Origin of the sequence: Amycolatopsis sp. NPDC049159 (assembly GCF_040648295.1) — a bacterium.
In the GTDB taxonomy this organism is placed as follows: Bacteria; Actinomycetota; Actinomycetes; order Mycobacteriales; family Pseudonocardiaceae; genus Amycolatopsis; species Amycolatopsis pretoriensis_A.
Genome location: NZ_JBEZDL010000003.1, coordinates 46,948 through 62,900 on the forward strand (window position 1 = coordinate 46,948; position 15,953 = coordinate 62,900).

A 15,953-nucleotide genomic window follows, 5' to 3' on the forward strand; every position below is an offset into this window, starting at 1 on the left:
TGTCTGGATGGAGTGATCTTGCTGGGGCTGTACGGGAGGATGGGCCGATGACGACGCCTGACACCAAGCGAGATGAGGACGCCGTCCGCCGGTACGTCGAGAGCCTCGGGCTGGTGCTTTCGCAGATCGGCATGCAACGCATGCCCGCGCGGGTGTTCGCCGCACTGATGACCACCGACGACGCCCGTCTGACCGCCGCCGACCTGGCGTCGCAGCTCTCGGTCAGCCCGGCCGCGGTCTCGGGCGCGGTGCGCTACCTCGAGCAGATCGGCCTGGTCGCCAAGGAACGCGAGCCCGGCGAGCGCCGCGACCACTACCGCCTCTACGACGACCTCTGGTACGCCACCTTCCTCAAGCGCGACCGCATGATCATCATGTGGCGCGACGCGGCCGAGAACGGCATCGGCGCCCTCGGCGAGGACTCCCCGGCGGGGAAGCGGCTCGCGGAGATGCGGGACTTCCTGTCCTTCATGCTGGTCGAGCTCAACGCCATGTACGAGCGCTGGCACAAGCTGCGCGAGGAGAAGAACGCCTAGAGCGCGGCGAGCAGCGTGTCCGCGAGCCGCCCGGCGAGGTCGGCCGGCTCGCGCTCCTCGAACGTCGCCAGGAACGCCTGCTGGAAACACGCGCCGAGCAGCAGGGACGCGGCCGCCTCGACGTCGGTGCCCTCCTGGACCCGGCCCAGCGCCACCTCGGCCCGCAGGTAGTCCGCCACGCCGCGGAGCAGCACGTGCGGGCCGTGCGCGCCCAGGCGTTCGCGGTGTGACCGCAGCAGCTCGCGCGAGGAAAACACCGACACCGCGATCGGGAAGCCCTCGACGTAGAACGCCAGCCCGAGCCGGGCGATCCGGGTCAGGTTGTCCCGCAGCGGTGCCCGTCCCGGGTTCGCGGTCAGCTCGCCCAGCGTCGCGCCCAGTGCCGGCAGCTGCTCGCCCAGGACGCTGAGGAAGAGGTCGGTCTTGTCGCGGAAGTGCTTGTAGAGCATCGCCTCCGAGTAGCCCGCGGTCTGCGCGATGACCTTGGTCGTCGCACGGGCGTAGCCCTGCTCGCGCATCACCTTCGCGGCCGCGGCGACGATCTCTTCGCGGCTTCCCATGGCGGCTCCTGAGTGCGTTCTCAGCGGGGTTAGTGAACACTCACCCTACCTGGTGAGTGTTCACTAACCGAGGAGGAGGCACCATGCGGATCACCGTTCTGGGCGCGACTGGCGGCGTCGGCGGCGAGGTCGTCAAGCAGGCGCTGGAACGCGGCTGGCACGTCACGGCCGTCGTGCGCGACGCCGCCAAGCTGACGCTGCCGGCCGAGGTCGTCGTCGCCGGGCTGCACGAGCACGAGAAGCTGGCGGCCGCCGTCGAAGGCCGTGACGCGGTGCTCTCCGCGGTGGGTTCGCGCGACCGCGGGCCGACGACGGTCTGCGTGGACGGGGCTCGCGCGGCGCTCGCGGCCGGGGCGAAGCGGCTGCTGGTGGTCAGCGCCAGCGGCATGCACACCGAGGGGGACGGCTTCTTCGCCCGCAAGCTCGTGAAGCCGCTGCTGAACACCTTCCTCAAGCACGGCTGGGCGGACATGCTCGCGATGGAGGCCGTGGTCACGGCGTCCGACGTGGACTGGACCGTGGTCCGCCCGCCGATGCTGCTGAACGGCCCGCGCACGGGGAAGGTCGCGAGCAGGCTCGACGGGAACGTCCGCACCTTCACCATCCGGCGCGCCGACGTCGCCGCGTACCTGCTCGACGCCGTGGCGGACCCCACGCTGATCAGGGCGAAGGTTTCCATCGCCCACGGCTAGCCTCCGCCTTCCTCCCCGCCGCCGCCCTCAACGGAGGCGCTTCGCGCCGCTGGTCTAATTCGGCCATGGTCCTCATCGCTCAAGCCGTCTACGTCAAGCGGACGACCCCGCGGCTCCCCGGCGCCGCGGGCCCCACCGAAGGGCTCGTCCCCGGCGACGGCGAGCCGTTCCGCCTGGCCGTCCTGGGCGAGTCCACAGTGGACGGCGTCGGCGCGGCGCACCACGGGGAAGCGCTCACCGGCTGCCTCGCCCGCGAGCTCGCCCGCGACGGCCGGGCCGTCCGCTGGCAGGCGGTCGGCCGGACCGGCGCCAACGCCCGGACCGTCCGCGCCGAACTGGTCCCGCTCGTGGCCCCGGCCGACCTGGTCGTGGTCGCCCTCGGCGTCAACGACACCATCGAGCTCCGGTCCGCCCCGGCCTACCGGCGCGACCTCCTGGCCCTCGTCGTCGAGCTCCGCCGGCGGCTCGGCCCGGTCGAAGTCGTCCTGGCCGGGGTGCCGCCGATGGCCCGCTTCCCGGCGCTGCCGCGGCCCCTGCGTGACGTCCTCTCGGCGCGGTCGACGGCGCTCGACGCCGCCGCGGCGGCCCTCGCCCGCGTCCCCGGCGTCACCCACCTCCCGATGGACCCCGCGCTGCTCGACCCCGCGGCCTTCGCCTCGGACCGCTTCCACCCCGGGCCGGCGGGCTACGCGCGGTGGGCGCAAACGCTTGCCGCGCACATTCGGTGAGCGCCTGACGGCATTCCGTCGATCTTCAAAAAACTTCGCCGGTTCGTGTATCTGGCCCTCCCGCCACTGCGTCCTGTGGAGCAGCCGAGGACGAAGAACGCGACAGGGGGTGTCGAGTTCGACGGAAACGCGGTGGCCGGGAGCCGAGGGGGCTGCCGGACACCGTCGGCCGGGTGCCCTTCGGGGGAGGGGACACCTGGCGGGACCCGTTGGGGAGCGGGTCCCAGAGGGAGGGGAGCACCGGCCGGTGCGGGCGCATCCGCGCCGGCCGGTGCCTCCCGCAGCGACCATTGACCGCCAGCGCACGAAGTAAGTGACTTGATGTATCCGAGATCCACCTGCACGCTCCTTCCCCCCGAAGGACCCGCGATACTGCCAAAGCCGACTCGAAGACTCTTCCGAAGAGGGGCAGATACCGTGACCGACGTGCAAACCACAGAGGTGGACCCACCTTGGGAGGGCCTCACCGGCGCCGAGCTGCACGCCGCGTGCATGCAGGCCGCCCGTGACGGTGACCGCCGGGCGATGGACCGCCTCGTCGCCGAGCTCACCCCGCTCGTGTGGCACGTCGCCCGCGCCAACGGCCTCGACCGCTCGGTCGCCGAAGACGTCGTCCAGACCGTGTGGCTCGCCCTCTTCAGCCAGCTCGGCAAGCTCCGTGATCCCAAGGCCCTCGCCGCCTGGTTGATCACCACCACCCGCCGCGAGGCCACCCACCCGTTCGGCCGCCGCATCCAGCCCGTGCCGTTGAGCGACGAAGTCGCCGACGCGATGCCGAGCACCCAACCGGCCCCCGAAGACGAAGCCGTCCGCGCCGACCGCGATCGCCGGGTCTGGCGCGCCTTCGTCCGGCTGCCCCAACGCTGTCAGGAACTGCTCCGGCTGACCGTGCTCGCGGGTCGGGCGGAGTACCAGCTCGTCGCCGAGGCGCTGCGCATGCCACGCGGCAGTGTCGGACCGACCAGGGGGCGCTGCCTCGACCAGATGCGCGATCTCCTCGCCAGTGAAGGGGGAAGCCGATGAACGACCTCGGGGCGCCGGGTGAGGCCTTTTCCGATGAGCTGATCCTGGCCGGGATCAGCAGCTTCCTCGACGAGTTCGACCCGCCACCGGGTGATCTGGTGCAGCGGGTCCAGTTCGCGCTCGCGCTCGGGGACCTCGACGTCGAGGTCGCCCGCTGGGAGCGGCTCGACGACCTCGCGGGCGTGCGCGGTGGCGGCACGGGCACGATCACGTTCACCGTCAGCGACCTGACGGTGATGATCAACCTGACGAAGATGGGCAAGCTGCACCGGATCGACGGCTGGCTGGTGCCGGCCGGGCAGTACGGGGTCGAGGTGCGCGTCGCCGAGCACGGCACGTCGTCGACGACCGCCGACGAAGGCGGCCGGTTCGTGCTCGACAACGTGCCGCGCGGGACGACGCAGATCCTCGTGCACCTCGGGGACGTCACGTGCCGCCGGACGGTCGTGACGCCGACCGTGGTGCTCTAACCGAGGAAGTCGGCCAAGGGGACGGGGGTGAGCCCGTCCTTCTTCGCCTGCTCGACGAACGCCGTGTAGTCCTCTTTGAACGTCTTGCGGAAGTGCATCAGCACGACGTCACCGGGCTTGAGCTTGTCGCCGGCCTGGAACTGGACGTGCCCGTCGTTGACCGCGGCCGTCCACAGCACCGCGGCGCGCATCCCGCACGCGGCCGCCGCGCGCAGCGTGTTCTGGTCGTAGTTGCCGAACGGCGGCCGGAACAGCGACGGCCGGACGCCGAGCGACGCCTGGAAGTCGTCGGCGTCGTCGCAGATCTCCTTGCGCTGGAACTCGTAGGGCTTGCCCTTGAGGTTCGGGTGGTCGACCGTGTGGTCGCCGAGCGTCGCGCCGGTGGCGTCGAGGATCTGCTTGAAGTAGGCCTCGTGGCCTTTCACGTACTTCTGGTTCAGGAACAGCACCGGGTGGGTGCCGTTCTGCTGCATCAGCTTGACCGCGTCCGGGTCCTTCACCGCGCCGTCGTCCATGGTGAGGAAGACGTACGGCTTGTCGGTGGTGATCCGCCGGACGACCGGGACCTGGCCGTTCTCGACCGCGGGTGCCTTCTGCTGGACCGTGCCGAACGGGTACGGACCCGGTGTCGTCGCGCCCGGGCCCCCGCCCGGTGCCGGGTTGGGCTGGCTGGTGCCGAACTCCCGCCGGTCCGGCTCCGCCGCCGAGCAGGCCGTCAGCGCCAGTGCCGCCACGACGACGATCGCCGCCAGTCGTTTCATCTCGCGTCCCCCTTCCGAGGTGGCCATAAAAGACCACCCGAAAGAGTGACGTGGGACGGTGCGGAAAAGTTGCGCCGGGCGATCTTGGTGTGGCCCGGCGCACCCAGGTCAGCGCCCGGTTTCGGCCGCCTTGACGAGCTTGCCCGAGAACAGCCGGATCACCGCGCGCAGTCCGGCGGCCAGCGCCGGGCCGCTGCCCTTGACCGGCTCGGTGAACGACCCTGTCCACCGCAGGTGCGTGCCACCGTCGGCGGTGGGGGTGAGGAGCACCTCGGCCCGGTAGTCCTTGATCGGGTTGGCGCCGAAGAACGTGTAGACGTGCTTGCGGCCGGGCTCGTATTCGACGGTCTCTTCGCGGATCAGCACCGGCCACAGCCCGACCTCGCGGACGGCGCCGACGCCGGGGCCGGGCCGCTTCCAGCGGGCCTGCACGATGAGTGGCTTTCCCCACTCCGCCCAGCGCGGGCCCTCGGCTTCGCGCGCGAACAGCGCCTCCGGCGGCGCGCTGCTCGTGCGGTTGACCTCGAAGGAGTACTTGCGGCCCACCGGAACCTCCCACGTTGTTGACAGGTTGATAATTAATCGTCTCGGGCAGCGTAGGTCAAGATGGGGGCGTGAGCACGCCGCGTCCCGACCTCGCCGCGCCGCACTGGCTGACCCAGCTCCTGCGCAGCAAGCCGGTCCCGGTGCCGTGGAACATGGTGGCCCGGGCGGTCCTCGCGCTGGCCGTCCCGCTCGCGGTGGGGTACGCGGCGGGCGACATCGCCGTCGGCGCGCTGATCTCGACCGGCGCGCTGCCCGCCGTGCTGTCCGAGTCGGCCGGGCCCTACCGCTACCGGGCTCGACGTCTGGGCGGGGCGACGCTCGCGGCGACCGCCGGCTACCTCGTCGGGCTGCTCACCGGCGGTGTCCCGGCGCTGTCCGTGCCCGCGGTGATCCTGGTCGCCGCGGTGTCCGCGCTGATCAGCGCGGCCGGCAGCAACGCCTCCGTCGCCGGGCTGCAGCTGTTCGTGTTCTGCGTGCTCGGCACCGGGCAGCACGCGACCGGCGTGCGCGTCGAAGTCCTCTTCGGCTTCTTCTGCATCGGCGCCGCCTGGAGCTTCCTGGTCGCGCTGGTCAGCTGGACCTTCCGGGCGACCAGCCCGGAACGCACCGCCGTCGCGCACGTCTACGTCGAGCTGGCCGCGATGCTGTCCGCGACCGACGAAGCCGTCTCGCGCGTGGCCCGGCACCGGCTGACCACGGCCATGAACACCGCCTACGACCAGCTGCTCACCGCGCGCTCGTGGCTGTCGGGCCGCGACGCCGCCTACCGCCAGCTGCTCAACCTGCTGTCGGCCACGACCCCCGCGGTCGAGGCGTCGGTGGCGCTGGTCCACGCCGGCCGCCGCCCGCCGAAGGACGTCGTCGACCACTTCGTCGCGCTCTCGGCGTCGGTGCTGGCCAGCCAGCCGCTGCCGGAACCGCCGCCGGTGCCCGTGGACGAAAGCGATCCGCGGCTCGCCGCGCTGTACGCGGGCCTGGTCCGGATCGGCAAGGGCGACGACCGCAAGCGCCGCGAGCCGACGCCCTGGTACCGGCGCTTGCGGACGTGGGCGGGCTCGCTCGCCTCCGGCCCGCTGACCTGGATCGCCGCGCTGCGGCTGACCCTCTGCGTCGCGATCGCCGAGGTCGTCGGCCTGCTGGTGCCGTTCGAGCGGTCCTACTGGATCACGCTGACCGTCGGGATCGTGCTCAAACCGGACTTCGGCTCGGTGTTCGGCCGCGCGGTGCTGCGCGGGATCGGCACGCTCGCGGGCGTCGGGATCGGGGCGCTCGTACTCGCCGCCGGCGGCCGCGGCTGGGTCCTCGTCACGCTGATCGCGATCTTCGCCGGCGGCGTCGCGGTCGGGAAGGTGCGCAACTACGGCATCCTCAGCGCGTTCGTGACGCCGTTGATCATCCTGCAGATGGACCTGGCCAACACCGGCAGCTGGAACGTCGTCGTGGCGCGGCTGATCGACACCGCGCTCGGCTGCGTGATCGTGCTGGTCTTCGGCTACCTGCTGTGGCCGGGCAGCCGCCGTCCCCAGGTCGGCGGCCGGCTGGCCGATGGGCTGGACGCGGTCGCGAAGTACGTCTCGTGCGCGCTGGTCGAGGCGTCTTCGGGGGAGGCGCGGCTGGCGCGGTCACGGGCCCGGCGGGGCGCCTACCGGGCGCTGGCGGACCTGCGGACGGCGTTCCAGCAGGTCGTCGTCGAGCCGTCGGCGAACGGCCGCCAAGCGGTGGCGTGGTGGCCGGTGATCGCGGCGCAGGAACGCGTCGCGGACGCGGTCACCGAGGTCGGCGTGACGATCGGGCGCGGGGTCGCGCCGCCGGACGCGGCCGACGTCGAGCTGCTCACGGCCGCGCTGGACGAGCTGGCGTCCTCGATCCGCGAGCAGCGCGAGCCGCGGTCGGTGCCGCTGCCGGACCGCGAGCAGCTCTCCGGCGTGGTCGACCAGCTCGAGTCGGCGTTCGACGCCGTCCGCGGTCCCGACCTGGTGGAACGCACCCCGCCGCGGCTCGTCCGGCGGTTCCTGCCCTACCACCGGCGCACGTGAGGTCCGTGCTGTTCAATTGCCCCATGGGAATCGACTTCGACGCGTTGAAGGGCAAGGCCGAAGAGGCCCTGCGCGAGCACAACGACAAGATCGAGGAGGGCCTGGACAAGGCGGCGGACTTCGCGAAGTCCAAGTTCTCCGGCCACGACTCGCAGATCGACGGCGGCGTCGAGAAGGCCAAGGACTTCCTCAACAAGTTCGACGACACGCCGGACACCCCGCCCGCGCGGTAGCGGCCGGCTACTGCACCTCGCCGGTGGCGATGCCGTCGGACAGCCCGGTGATCCGGCCGCCGCGCTCGCCGAGCGCGATCAGGCCCTGCCGGGCGTCCGGCGCCGCCAGGCTGATCCGGACGCCCGCGCGTTCGGCGTCCAGGTTGGCGGCCAGTGCCTGCGCGCCTTCGTAACCCGCGTTGATCGTGGCCGCCAGCCCGCCGGTCGACGCGAGCGAGCCGCGCGCGGCGCCGAGCCGGCCGAGGGCTTCGTCGACGATCGGCAGCAGCGCGTCCCGGTTGCCTTCGGTCATCGCGCGCACGAGGTGCGGGTTCGAGCCCGCGACCCGCGTCCCGTCCCGGTAGGACCCGGCGGCCAGCGACATCGCGAGCGGGCCGCCCTCACCGCCAACCGTGGCGAGGATGGCCGCGAACAGGTGCGGCAGGTGCGAAATCCGGGCGACGGCCTCGTCGTGCGACTCCGCCGGCAGCGGGACGACGTGCGCGCCGATGTCGAGCACGAGCGCCGTCACTTCGGCCCAGGCGTCGAGGTCGGTGTCCTCTTCGACGGCGACGACCCAGGCCGCGCCCTGGAACAGCGTCGCGTCCCCGGCCAGCCAGCCCGAGTTCGACGTCCCCGCCATCGGGTGCCCGCCGACGTACCTCGTGTAGGGCACCCGGCGGCGGACCGCGTCCAGGACCGGCGCTTTCACGCTGGTCACGTCGGTGAGCAGGCAGTGCGACGCGTGCTGGTTGACCAGCCGCAGCAGGTCTTCGACGGCCGGGAGCGGCACCGCGAGCACGACCAGCGCGTCGTCGGCGGCGGCCCGGTGCAGCGCGGCTTCGACGTCGGTCGTGACGTCGTAACCCGCTCTGCTGGCCGCGTCGGCGTCCCCTTCGGAAACCGCGGCGCCGAACGCCGTGCGGCCGCTGGCGGCGGCCGCACGCAACAGCGACCCGCCGATCAGCCCGAGCCCGATCACGCATACGTCTCGCACGGGGCCCATCCTGCCAGTGCCGGACGCATTCAGGGCTACAGCGATGCGGCGAGCCTCGTTCCCTGGTCGATCGCGCGTTTCGCGTCGAGTTCCGCGGCGACGTCGGCCCCGCCGATCAGGTGCACCGGCAGGCCCGCGGCGCGCAGCTCGTCCGCGAGGTCGCGCACGGGCTCCTGACCGGCGCAGACGACGACCGTGTCCACTTCCAGCAGCCGCGGGGTGCCGTCGACGGTGATGTGCAGGCCCTCGTCGTCGACCCGCTCGTAGCTGACGCCGGGGAGCTGTTCGACCTTCTTCGCCTTGAGCGCGGCCCGGTGCACCCAGCCCGAGGTCTTGCCGAGCCCGGAACCGATCCCGGACTTCTTGCGCTGCAGCAGGTAAACCTGCCGCGGCGACGGCTCGGGCTTCCGTTCGGTGAGCCCGCCCGGCGCGGTCTCCGGATCGGTGACACCCCACTCGGCCATCCACGCGTCGAGGTCTAGCGCGGGCGAGTCCGTGTGCGTGAGGAATTCGCTGACGTCGACGCCGATGCCGCCGGCCCCGATCACCGCGACCCGCGCGCCGACCGGCTTGCCGTGCTTCACGACGTCGACGTAGGACAGCACCTTCGGGTGGTCGATCCCGGGCAGCGACGGCACACGCGGGGCGACGCCGGTGGCCAGCACGACCTCGTCGAAGCCGGCGAGGTCGGCGGCTTTCGCGCGCGTCCCGAGGTGCAGCTTCACGCCGGTGACTTCGAGGCGCCGCTGGTAGTAGCGGATGGTCTCGGCGAACTCCTCCTTGCCGGGGATCTTCCGCGCGATGCCGAACTGGCCGCCGATCTCGTCGTCGGCTTCGAACAGCTCGACGCGGTGCCCGCGGTCGGCGAGCGCGGTCGCGGCGGACAGCCCCGCGGGCCCGGCCCCGACGACGGCGACGTGCTTCTGCCGCCGCGTCGGCGACAAGGTCAGCGTGGTTTCGTGGCCGGCCCGCGGGTTGACCATGCAGGACACGAGCTTGCGCTTGAAGGCGTGGTCGAGGCAGGCCTGGTTGCAGGCGATGCACGTGTTGATCTCGTCCTCGCGGCCGGTCTCGGCCTTCCGGATCCACTCGGGGTCGGCGAGGAACGGCCGGGCCATCGACACGAGATCGGCGTCGCCGCTGCTCAAGGCTTCTTCGGCGACCTGCGGCATGTTGATCCGGTTCGACGTCACGACCGGGATCCCGACGTGCGGCTTGAGCTTCCCGGTCACCCAGGTGAACGCGGCGCGCGGCACCGACGTGACGATCGTCGGCACCCGGGCCTCGTGCCAGCCGATGCCGGTGTTGATGATCGTCGCCCCGGCGGCCTCGACCTCCTGGGCGAGCGCGACGACGTCTTCCCAGCGCTGGCCGCCCGCGACGAGGTCGAGCATCGACAGCCGGTAGACGATGATGAAGTCGGCGCCGGCCTTTTCCCTGGTGCGCTTGACGATCTCGACGGCGAACCGGCGGCGCTTCTCCGGCGTGCCGCCCCAGGCGTCGGTGCGCTTGTTGGTGCGCTCGGCCAGGAACTGGTTGATCAGGTAGCCCTCGGAGCCCATGATCTCGACGCCGTCGTAACCCGCTTCGCGGGCGAGAGCGGCGCATTCGGCGAAGGCGTCGATCTGCTTGCGGACGCCGTGGCCGGTCAGCGCGCGCGGCCGGAACGGGTTGATCGGCGCCTTGATGCTCGACGCGGACACGCTCAGCGGGTGGTAGGCGTACCGGCCCGCGTGCAGCACCTGCAGCGCGATCTTGCCGCCGGCCTCGTGCACGGGAGCCGTGAGCTGCCGGTGCTGCTTCGCTTCGGCGGACGTCGTCAGCTTGGACGCGAGCGGCAGCAGCCAGCCGGTCCTGTTCGGCGCGAACCCGCCGGTGACGATCAGCCCGACGCCGCCGCGGGCGCGTTCGGCGTAGTACTCGGCCAGCTCGGGGAAGTGCGCGGCCTTGTCCTCGAGACCGGTGTGCATCGACCCCATCAGGACGCGGTTGCGCAGCGTCGTGAAGCCGAGGTCGAGCGGCGACAGCAAGTTCGGGTACGGGGTCATCAGGCGTCCTTGGGGTGGTGGAGGGCGGCGAGGACTTCGTCGAACCACTCGACCTGGCCCTCTTCGACGCGGATGCCGCCGCGCAGGACCAGGTACTGGTGCAGGTGCTGGCCCTGGAGGCCCGCGGGCGAGGGGAAGTCGCGCTTTTCGATCTGGCGGTAGACGTCGAGGCGTTCGGCGTGGGCTGACCGGTGCCGGACGATCTCTTCGGCCACCTTCGCCGGATCGCCGAAGGTGGCGCCGCGGATCTTCACGGCGAGTTCCACGGGCCCGGCCGTCGGGTCGGGCTCGGCCAGCCAGCGGACGAGTTCGGCGCGCCCGCCGTCGCCGACCGTGTAGACCTTCTTGTCCGGCCGCCCCGACTGCGCGACGACGTCGACGGCCACCCAGCCGGCCTCTTCCATCCGCTTCAGCACGCGGTAGATCTGCTGGTGGGTGGCGCTCCAGAAGAGCCCGATCGACTTCTCGAAGCGGCGCGTGAGCTCGTAGCCCGAGCCGGCGCGCTCGGACAGCGAGACGAGGATCGCGTGCTCCAGTGCCATGGCCCGAGGGTCCTATGCAACGAGTTGCAGTGCAACGAGGCGCGCATCACTTCACCCCCCTGGGTGGGATAAATCGGGTCGACTCTCCGCGCGAAACGACCAGGATGGGAGGAGTGCACCCGGTACTCGAACTGATCTCCGAACGGCTGGCGACGGGCAGCGTCCCGGGCGCACGCACCGACGGCAGGCGCCTCGCCCTCGCCATCGAAGGCGGCAGCAGCCGCGGCACGTACTCCAGCGGCATGGCCCTCGCGCTCGACGAACTCGGCGCCGTCCCGGTCTTCGACGCCGTCTACGGCTCGTCGGCCGGCGCGCTGAACGGCGCCTGGCTGCTCAGCGGCTGCTCGTCGACGGGCGTGCGGACCTGGTGGAACCCGGTCGTCATGCGCCGGATCATCAACCCGCTGCACACCCTGCGCGGCCGCGCGGTGATCGACCTCGAATACCTCGTCCACCAGGTCTATTCGGTGCTGGAGCCGATGGACTTCCCGGCGATCCTGGCCAACCCGGTGACGTTCCACCCGCTCGCCACCGACGCCGACACGGGGGAGTCGACCGACCTGCACCCCTTCCTCGACGACGTCGACGCGATCAAGGTCTCGCTCGCGGCGTCGTCGTGCATGCCGGTGCTGGCCGGGCCGCCGATCCCGATGGCCGGCCGCCGGTTCGTCGACGCGGGTGTCGCCGAGCCGATCCCGTACCGGACGGCGCTGGCCCAGGACGCGACCGACGTCCTCGTGCTGCGCACCCGCCGTGCCGACGAACTGCCGCTGCCGCCGCCCCGCGCGTACGACGTCGTGGTGCCGCGGTTCCTGCGCCGCCAGGCCCCGGGCGCGATCCCGGCGTGGCGCGACACCTACCGCCGGGACGTCGAGGACGAAGAAGTCCTGGCGTCCGATCCGCGCATCCTGAGCATCCGGCCGCCGGTGGGGGCCCCGGACGTGGCCACGCTGGAGCGGGACCCCGAGGTGCTGCGCAAGGCCGTCGAGCTGGGCAAGAGCGCGGTCCTCGACGTGCTGGAAAGCCTGCGCGAAGCTTCTTAAGGCTTGCGGGCGACGCCACCGATCACGCGGGATTCCGACGGCGAGGCGGCGAACACGGTCCGCTCGTCGGGGTGCCACGCCGGCGCGTAGACGAGCCCCGGTTCGAGCATCGGCCAGCCGCCGAAGAAGCGTTCGAACTCGGCCATCGGCCGCAGGAAACCGGGGTTCGTCGTGGTCTCGTAGTACTCGAGCAGGTCGATCAGCGCCTGCCGCTCGTCGTCGTTGACCGGGTTTTCGTTGGTCATCTGCGACAGCACCAGCAGCGAACCGGAAGGCAGCCGGTCGCGGTAGAAGTCCAGCAGGTAGTCCGGGTTCTGCTCGTCCTTGACGAAGTGCATGACGGCGTTGATCACCAGCGCCATCGGCTCCCGCACGTCGATGACGTCGGACGCGGTCACCCGGTCCCAGAGGTCTTCCGGCTGCAGGAAGTCCGCGGCGATGGCGTGGTGGCGCTCGGGGTCGGCGGTGTCGGCGAGCAGCAGCGTCGAGTGCGCGAGCGCGATCGGCTCGTTGTCGATGTAGAGCACGCGCGTGTCGAGTTCTTCGCGCTCTTCATCGGCCACTTCGTGGACGTTGCCCGCGGTCGGCAGGCCCGAGCCGATGTCGACGAACTGGCGGATGCCCTCGCGGACGCACTGGCGGACCGCGCGGCCGAGGAACTGCCGGCTCGTCAGGCAGTACTCGCCCATGAGCGGCAGCCGGGCGCGGACCTTCTCCGCGAAGTCGCGGTCGATCGCGTAGTGCGTGTGCCCGCCGATGAAGTAGTCGTAGATCCGGGCCGCCGAGGGGCGGTCCAGGCTGCTCTCGACGGCCTTCAGCGCGTCATCGTGGTTGATCATGCCGGTGCCCGAGCCTCCCGATAGGCGTTCACCGACTCTGTCAGGCGGTCCAGCTCGGCACGCAGCCGGGCCACCCCGGCGTCGTCCAGGCTCATCGCCGTGCCGATCACGTCGGGGATGCCCTGCGCCTTCTCGCGCAGCGCCTTCCCGGTTTCGCTCAGGCTGACGCGGACCGACCGCTCGTCGTCGGCCTGCCGGTTCCGGCTCACCAGCCCCGCGGTCTGCAGCCGCTTGAGCAGCGGCGAGAGCGTGCCCGAGTCGAGGTTCAGCTCGGCGCCGAGTTCCTTCACCAGGCGGTGGTCGGTCTCCCAGAGCGCCAGCATGACCAGGTACTGGGGGTAGGTCAGGTCGAGGTCGTCCAGGACGACCCGGTACAGCGACGTCACCGCGCGCGACGCCGAGTACAGCCCGAAGCAGAGCTGGTCGTCCAGCCGCAGCGATGCCATGGCGTCCTCCTCTCTCGTAACTCTCCATGCTCCCCGAGATCGAACTGCGCGGCAACTTAAGTGCCCTGCATCTCATTGGACGTAATTAAGTTGTGCGCAACTCAGTTGAGAGCTACCTTGATGGCATCAGCTTGCTTCACCCCGAGGAGGACGACATGACCGCCAACCCGCACAACCTGGCGCTCGAACCGGCCGCGCAGGCGTTCGCCGAGGCCACCGACCAGCCGCCGTACCTGTTCCAGCTGCCCCCGGCGGAGGGGCGCAAGGCCGTCGACGGCGTCCAGGACGGCGACGTCGCCATGGCACCCGCGTCGATCGAGGTCCTGCAGGTGCCGGGTGGCCCGACCGGCGAGGTCGAGACCCGGATCGTCCGCCCGGCGGGGGTCGAGGGACCGCTGCCGGTGATCGTCTACATCCACGGCGCCGGCTGGGTGTTCGGCGACTTCCACACCCACGAGCGCCTGGTGCGCGAGCTCGCGGCCGGCGTCGGTGCCGCCGTCGTCTTCCCCGAGTACGACCGCTCGCCGGAGGCGCGCTACCCGGTCGCCATCGAGCAGAGCTACGCCGTGGCGAAGTGGGTCGCCGAGCACGGTGCTTCGCAGGGTCTGGACACCTCGCGCATCGCGATCGCGGGCGACTCCGTCGGCGGCAACATGACGGCGGCGCTGACGATCCTGGCCAAGCAGCGCGGCGACGTGACCTTCAAGCAGCAGGTGCTCTTCTACCCGGTCACCGACGCGAACTTCGACACCGGGTCGTACCTGGAGTTCGCCGAGGGCTACTTCCTCGGCCGTGAAGGCATGAAGTGGTTCTGGGACCAGTACACGACCGACCCCGCCCAGCGCGCGGAGATCACCGCGTCCCCGCTGCGCGCGTCGCTCGACGAGCTCGCCGGCCTGCCCCCGGCCCTCGTGATCACCGGCGAGGCCGACGTCCTGCGCGACGAAGGCGAGGCGTACGCGGCGAAGCTGCGTCAGGCGGGCGTGCCCGTCACGGCCGTCCGGTACCAGGGGATCATCCACGACTTCGTGATGGTCAACGCGCTGCGTGAGACCCACGCCGCCGAGGCGGCGATCACCCAGGCCATCACCGTCCTGACCCGGGCTTTGGGGAAATAACTGAGAAAACGCTGAGTTCGGCGTGCGTTGCGGCCCTGTGACAGAAGCCACAGGGCCGCAACTTGTCCGGGGGCTGAAACGTGATATATACGCGAGTCCCGGGGGGTTCCGGGTGCGCGTTCACTGCCCGCCCCGGAAGGACCGACCCATGAGCTTCAGCAGCATCCGGCTGGATTCGCCGGTCAACATGATCGTGGTGGTCGTGCTGACGCTGCTCGCGATCATCGCGGTCCCGTGGTTCTGGGACCGCTGGAAGCGCAAGCGCCTGTGGCGCAGCGCCACGATCCTGCTCGCCGTCGTCCTGCTGGTCGTGACCACCGGCATGGCGGGCAACATGATCGGCGGCTTCTTCCCGACGGTCGGCTCCCTGATCGGCACCGGCGTGTACTCGGGCCAGGGCACCGACGCCGAGGCGGCGCAGAACGGCGAGGACCTCGAGAAGCTACGCGACACGGGGGTGGCGCACGCGCGCGAGGGCAAGGGCACGGTCGTCCACATGAAGGTGACCGGCCGCCGCACCAAGCTGACCCGCGACGTCACCGTGTACCTGCCCCCGCAGTACTTCGACGCGGCGTACAAGGAACTCCGCTTCCCGGCGATCGAGTGGATCCCGAACTACCCGTCCGGTCCCGAGGTCTTCGCCGTCTACGGCATGCCCCAGCAACTCGACGCGGCGATCGCGCGCAAGGCCCTGCCGCCCACCGTGGTGATCGTCCCCGACCCGACGGGCGTCCCGAAGGTCGGCCACGACACCGAATGCGTCGACGAGGTCAACGGAACGGCCAACGACACGTACCTGACGGCCGACCTGCGCGACTGGGCCCTGCAGAAGCTGGGCGTCTCCCCGAACCGCCAGGGCTGGACGATCGCGGGCTGGTCGTCGGGCGGCTACTGCGCGATGAACCTGGTGACCCGCCACCCGCAGTGGTACGGCCAGGCGGTCAGCGTCAGCGGCTACGACAAGGCCCAGATCGACGCCGAGACCGAAGACCTGTTCCACGGCCGCCAGGACATCAACGACGCCAACAACGTCCGGGTCAACGTCCGCCTCCACCCGTCGCCGGTCCAGATCCTGGCGATCTCGGGTGAGAAGGAGAGCTACGAGAGCTACGCGATCGACCAGATCCGCGCCGCGGCCCGGCCGCCGCTGCAGTTCACGTCGTGGCGCATCCGGGACGCGGGCCACAACATGAACACCTTCAAGTCCCAGATCCCCGACGTCCTGGCGTGGATCGGTTCGCACACAACGAGTCCGGCCCCGGCCGGCCGCGTTGCGGACACGACAGGGGGCGTCCTCCCGTGGCCGCTGCCGAAGTCCGGCGCGCACGGGGCGCTGGCGGACACCGACCAGTAGTC

At 71.2% G+C, this 15,953-nt stretch carries 18 protein-coding genes; 10 read left to right on the top strand and 8 right to left on the bottom strand.

The features are described from left to right. The first annotated feature begins 47 nt into the window (after positions 1-47). A complete protein-coding gene (locus AB0B33_RS06290) occupies positions 48-536 on the top strand; it encodes a MarR family transcriptional regulator (RefSeq protein ID WP_247015678.1) in 489 nt (162 codons plus the stop codon). Here the strand turns inward: AB0B33_RS06290 and AB0B33_RS06295 are convergent. After that, positions 533-1,096 (bottom strand): TetR/AcrR family transcriptional regulator, encoded by a 564-nt coding sequence (locus AB0B33_RS06295; RefSeq protein WP_360767593.1) that lies wholly within the window; start codon positions 1,094-1,096, stop codon positions 533-535. The two genes, AB0B33_RS06290 and AB0B33_RS06295, sit on opposite strands and share 4 nt — an antisense overlap. 83 nt (positions 1,097-1,179) lie before the next feature. On the opposite strand from AB0B33_RS06295, the gene AB0B33_RS06300 reads away from it, so the two are divergent. The 4 genes from AB0B33_RS06300 (at position 1,180) to AB0B33_RS06315 (ending at position 4,009) form a co-directional block, all read left to right on the top strand. Then, complete coding sequence (locus AB0B33_RS06300) at positions 1,180-1,788, top strand: NAD(P)-binding oxidoreductase (RefSeq protein WP_360767596.1); 609 nt, start codon at positions 1,180-1,182, stop codon at positions 1,786-1,788. A gap of 65 nt (positions 1,789-1,853) precedes the next feature. Next, entirely contained in the window at positions 1,854-2,516 is a 663-nt protein-coding gene (locus AB0B33_RS06305) for an SGNH/GDSL hydrolase family protein (RefSeq protein WP_247015673.1), read from the top strand. Between the two features lie 417 nt (positions 2,517-2,933). Further along, positions 2,934-3,539, top strand: coding sequence for a sigma-70 family RNA polymerase sigma factor (locus AB0B33_RS06310; RefSeq protein WP_247015671.1), 606 nt, complete (start codon positions 2,934-2,936; stop codon positions 3,537-3,539). Beyond that, positions 3,536-4,009, top strand: a complete 474-nt coding sequence (locus AB0B33_RS06315; protein ID WP_247015669.1) for a carboxypeptidase regulatory-like domain-containing protein — start codon at positions 3,536-3,538, stop codon at positions 4,007-4,009. The genes AB0B33_RS06310 and AB0B33_RS06315 overlap by 4 nt, the downstream gene beginning before the upstream one ends. Here the strand turns inward: AB0B33_RS06315 and AB0B33_RS06320 are convergent. Beyond that, positions 4,006-4,752 (bottom strand): polysaccharide deacetylase family protein, encoded by a 747-nt coding sequence (locus AB0B33_RS06320; protein ID WP_360768597.1) that lies wholly within the window; start codon positions 4,750-4,752, stop codon positions 4,006-4,008. The two genes, AB0B33_RS06315 and AB0B33_RS06320, sit on opposite strands and share 4 nt — an antisense overlap. A gap of 126 nt (positions 4,753-4,878) precedes the next feature. Further along, positions 4,879-5,316 carry an SRPBCC family protein gene (locus AB0B33_RS06325; protein WP_247015667.1) on the bottom strand — a complete coding sequence of 146 codons (438 nt, stop codon included), beginning with the start codon at positions 5,314-5,316 and terminating at the stop codon, positions 4,879-4,881. Positions 5,317-5,384: 68 nt separating this feature from the next. On the opposite strand from AB0B33_RS06325, the gene AB0B33_RS06330 reads away from it, so the two are divergent. Both AB0B33_RS06330 and AB0B33_RS06335 read left to right on the top strand, forming a co-directional pair. Continuing rightward, on the top strand, positions 5,385-7,352 hold the full coding sequence (locus AB0B33_RS06330; RefSeq protein ID WP_360767601.1) for an FUSC family protein: 1,968 nt from the start codon (positions 5,385-5,387) through the stop codon (positions 7,350-7,352). 23 nt (positions 7,353-7,375) lie between these two features. After that, positions 7,376-7,585, top strand: coding sequence for an antitoxin (locus tag AB0B33_RS06335; RefSeq protein ID WP_360767604.1), 210 nt, complete (start codon positions 7,376-7,378; stop codon positions 7,583-7,585). A 7-nt stretch (positions 7,586-7,592) separates the two neighbouring features. On the opposite strand, the gene AB0B33_RS06340 is transcribed toward AB0B33_RS06335, so the two are convergent. The 3 genes from AB0B33_RS06340 to AB0B33_RS06350 are packed head-to-tail and all read right to left on the bottom strand — an operon-like array spanning position 7,593 to position 11,151. Next, positions 7,593-8,546: a prephenate dehydrogenase gene (locus AB0B33_RS06340; protein ID WP_360768600.1), complete on the bottom strand. Its 954-nt coding sequence runs from the start codon at positions 8,544-8,546 to the stop codon at positions 7,593-7,595. 50 nt (positions 8,547-8,596) lie between these two features. After that, on the bottom strand, positions 8,597-10,609 hold the full coding sequence (locus AB0B33_RS06345) for an NADPH-dependent 2,4-dienoyl-CoA reductase (RefSeq protein ID WP_360767607.1): 2,013 nt from the start codon (positions 10,607-10,609) through the stop codon (positions 8,597-8,599). After that, positions 10,609-11,151 carry a PadR family transcriptional regulator gene (locus AB0B33_RS06350; protein ID WP_360767610.1) on the bottom strand — a complete coding sequence of 181 codons (543 nt, stop codon included), beginning with the start codon at positions 11,149-11,151 and terminating at the stop codon, positions 10,609-10,611. Before AB0B33_RS06350 ends, AB0B33_RS06345 begins: the two co-directional genes overlap by 1 nt. 104 nt (positions 11,152-11,255) lie before the next feature. Between AB0B33_RS06350 and AB0B33_RS06355 the strand changes: the two genes are divergently transcribed. Then, a complete protein-coding gene (locus AB0B33_RS06355) occupies positions 11,256-12,194 on the top strand; it encodes a patatin family protein (protein ID WP_360767613.1) in 939 nt (312 codons plus the stop codon). Here AB0B33_RS06355 and AB0B33_RS06360 read toward each other — a convergent pair. After that, positions 12,191-13,033 carry an SAM-dependent methyltransferase gene (locus AB0B33_RS06360; RefSeq protein ID WP_360767616.1) on the bottom strand — a complete coding sequence of 281 codons (843 nt, stop codon included), beginning with the start codon at positions 13,031-13,033 and terminating at the stop codon, positions 12,191-12,193. The genes AB0B33_RS06355 and AB0B33_RS06360 overlap by 4 nt on opposite strands. Further along, the gene (locus tag AB0B33_RS06365) at positions 13,030-13,479 is read right to left on the bottom strand and encodes a MarR family transcriptional regulator (protein WP_360767619.1); all 450 of its coding nucleotides are present in this window, start codon (positions 13,477-13,479) and stop codon (positions 13,030-13,032) included. The genes AB0B33_RS06360 and AB0B33_RS06365 overlap by 4 nt, the downstream gene beginning before the upstream one ends. A 155-nt stretch (positions 13,480-13,634) precedes the next feature. Here AB0B33_RS06365 and AB0B33_RS06370 point away from each other — a divergent pair, with 155 nt between their 5' ends. Together AB0B33_RS06370 and AB0B33_RS06375 are read left to right on the top strand one after the other, a co-directional pair. Next, positions 13,635-14,597 (top strand): alpha/beta hydrolase, encoded by a 963-nt coding sequence (locus AB0B33_RS06370; protein ID WP_360767622.1) that lies wholly within the window; start codon positions 13,635-13,637, stop codon positions 14,595-14,597. A 148-nt stretch (positions 14,598-14,745) separates the two neighbouring features. Then, a complete protein-coding gene (locus AB0B33_RS06375; RefSeq protein WP_360767625.1) occupies positions 14,746-15,951 on the top strand; it encodes an alpha/beta hydrolase-fold protein in 1,206 nt (401 codons plus the stop codon). Positions 15,952-15,953 lie beyond the last annotated feature (2 nt).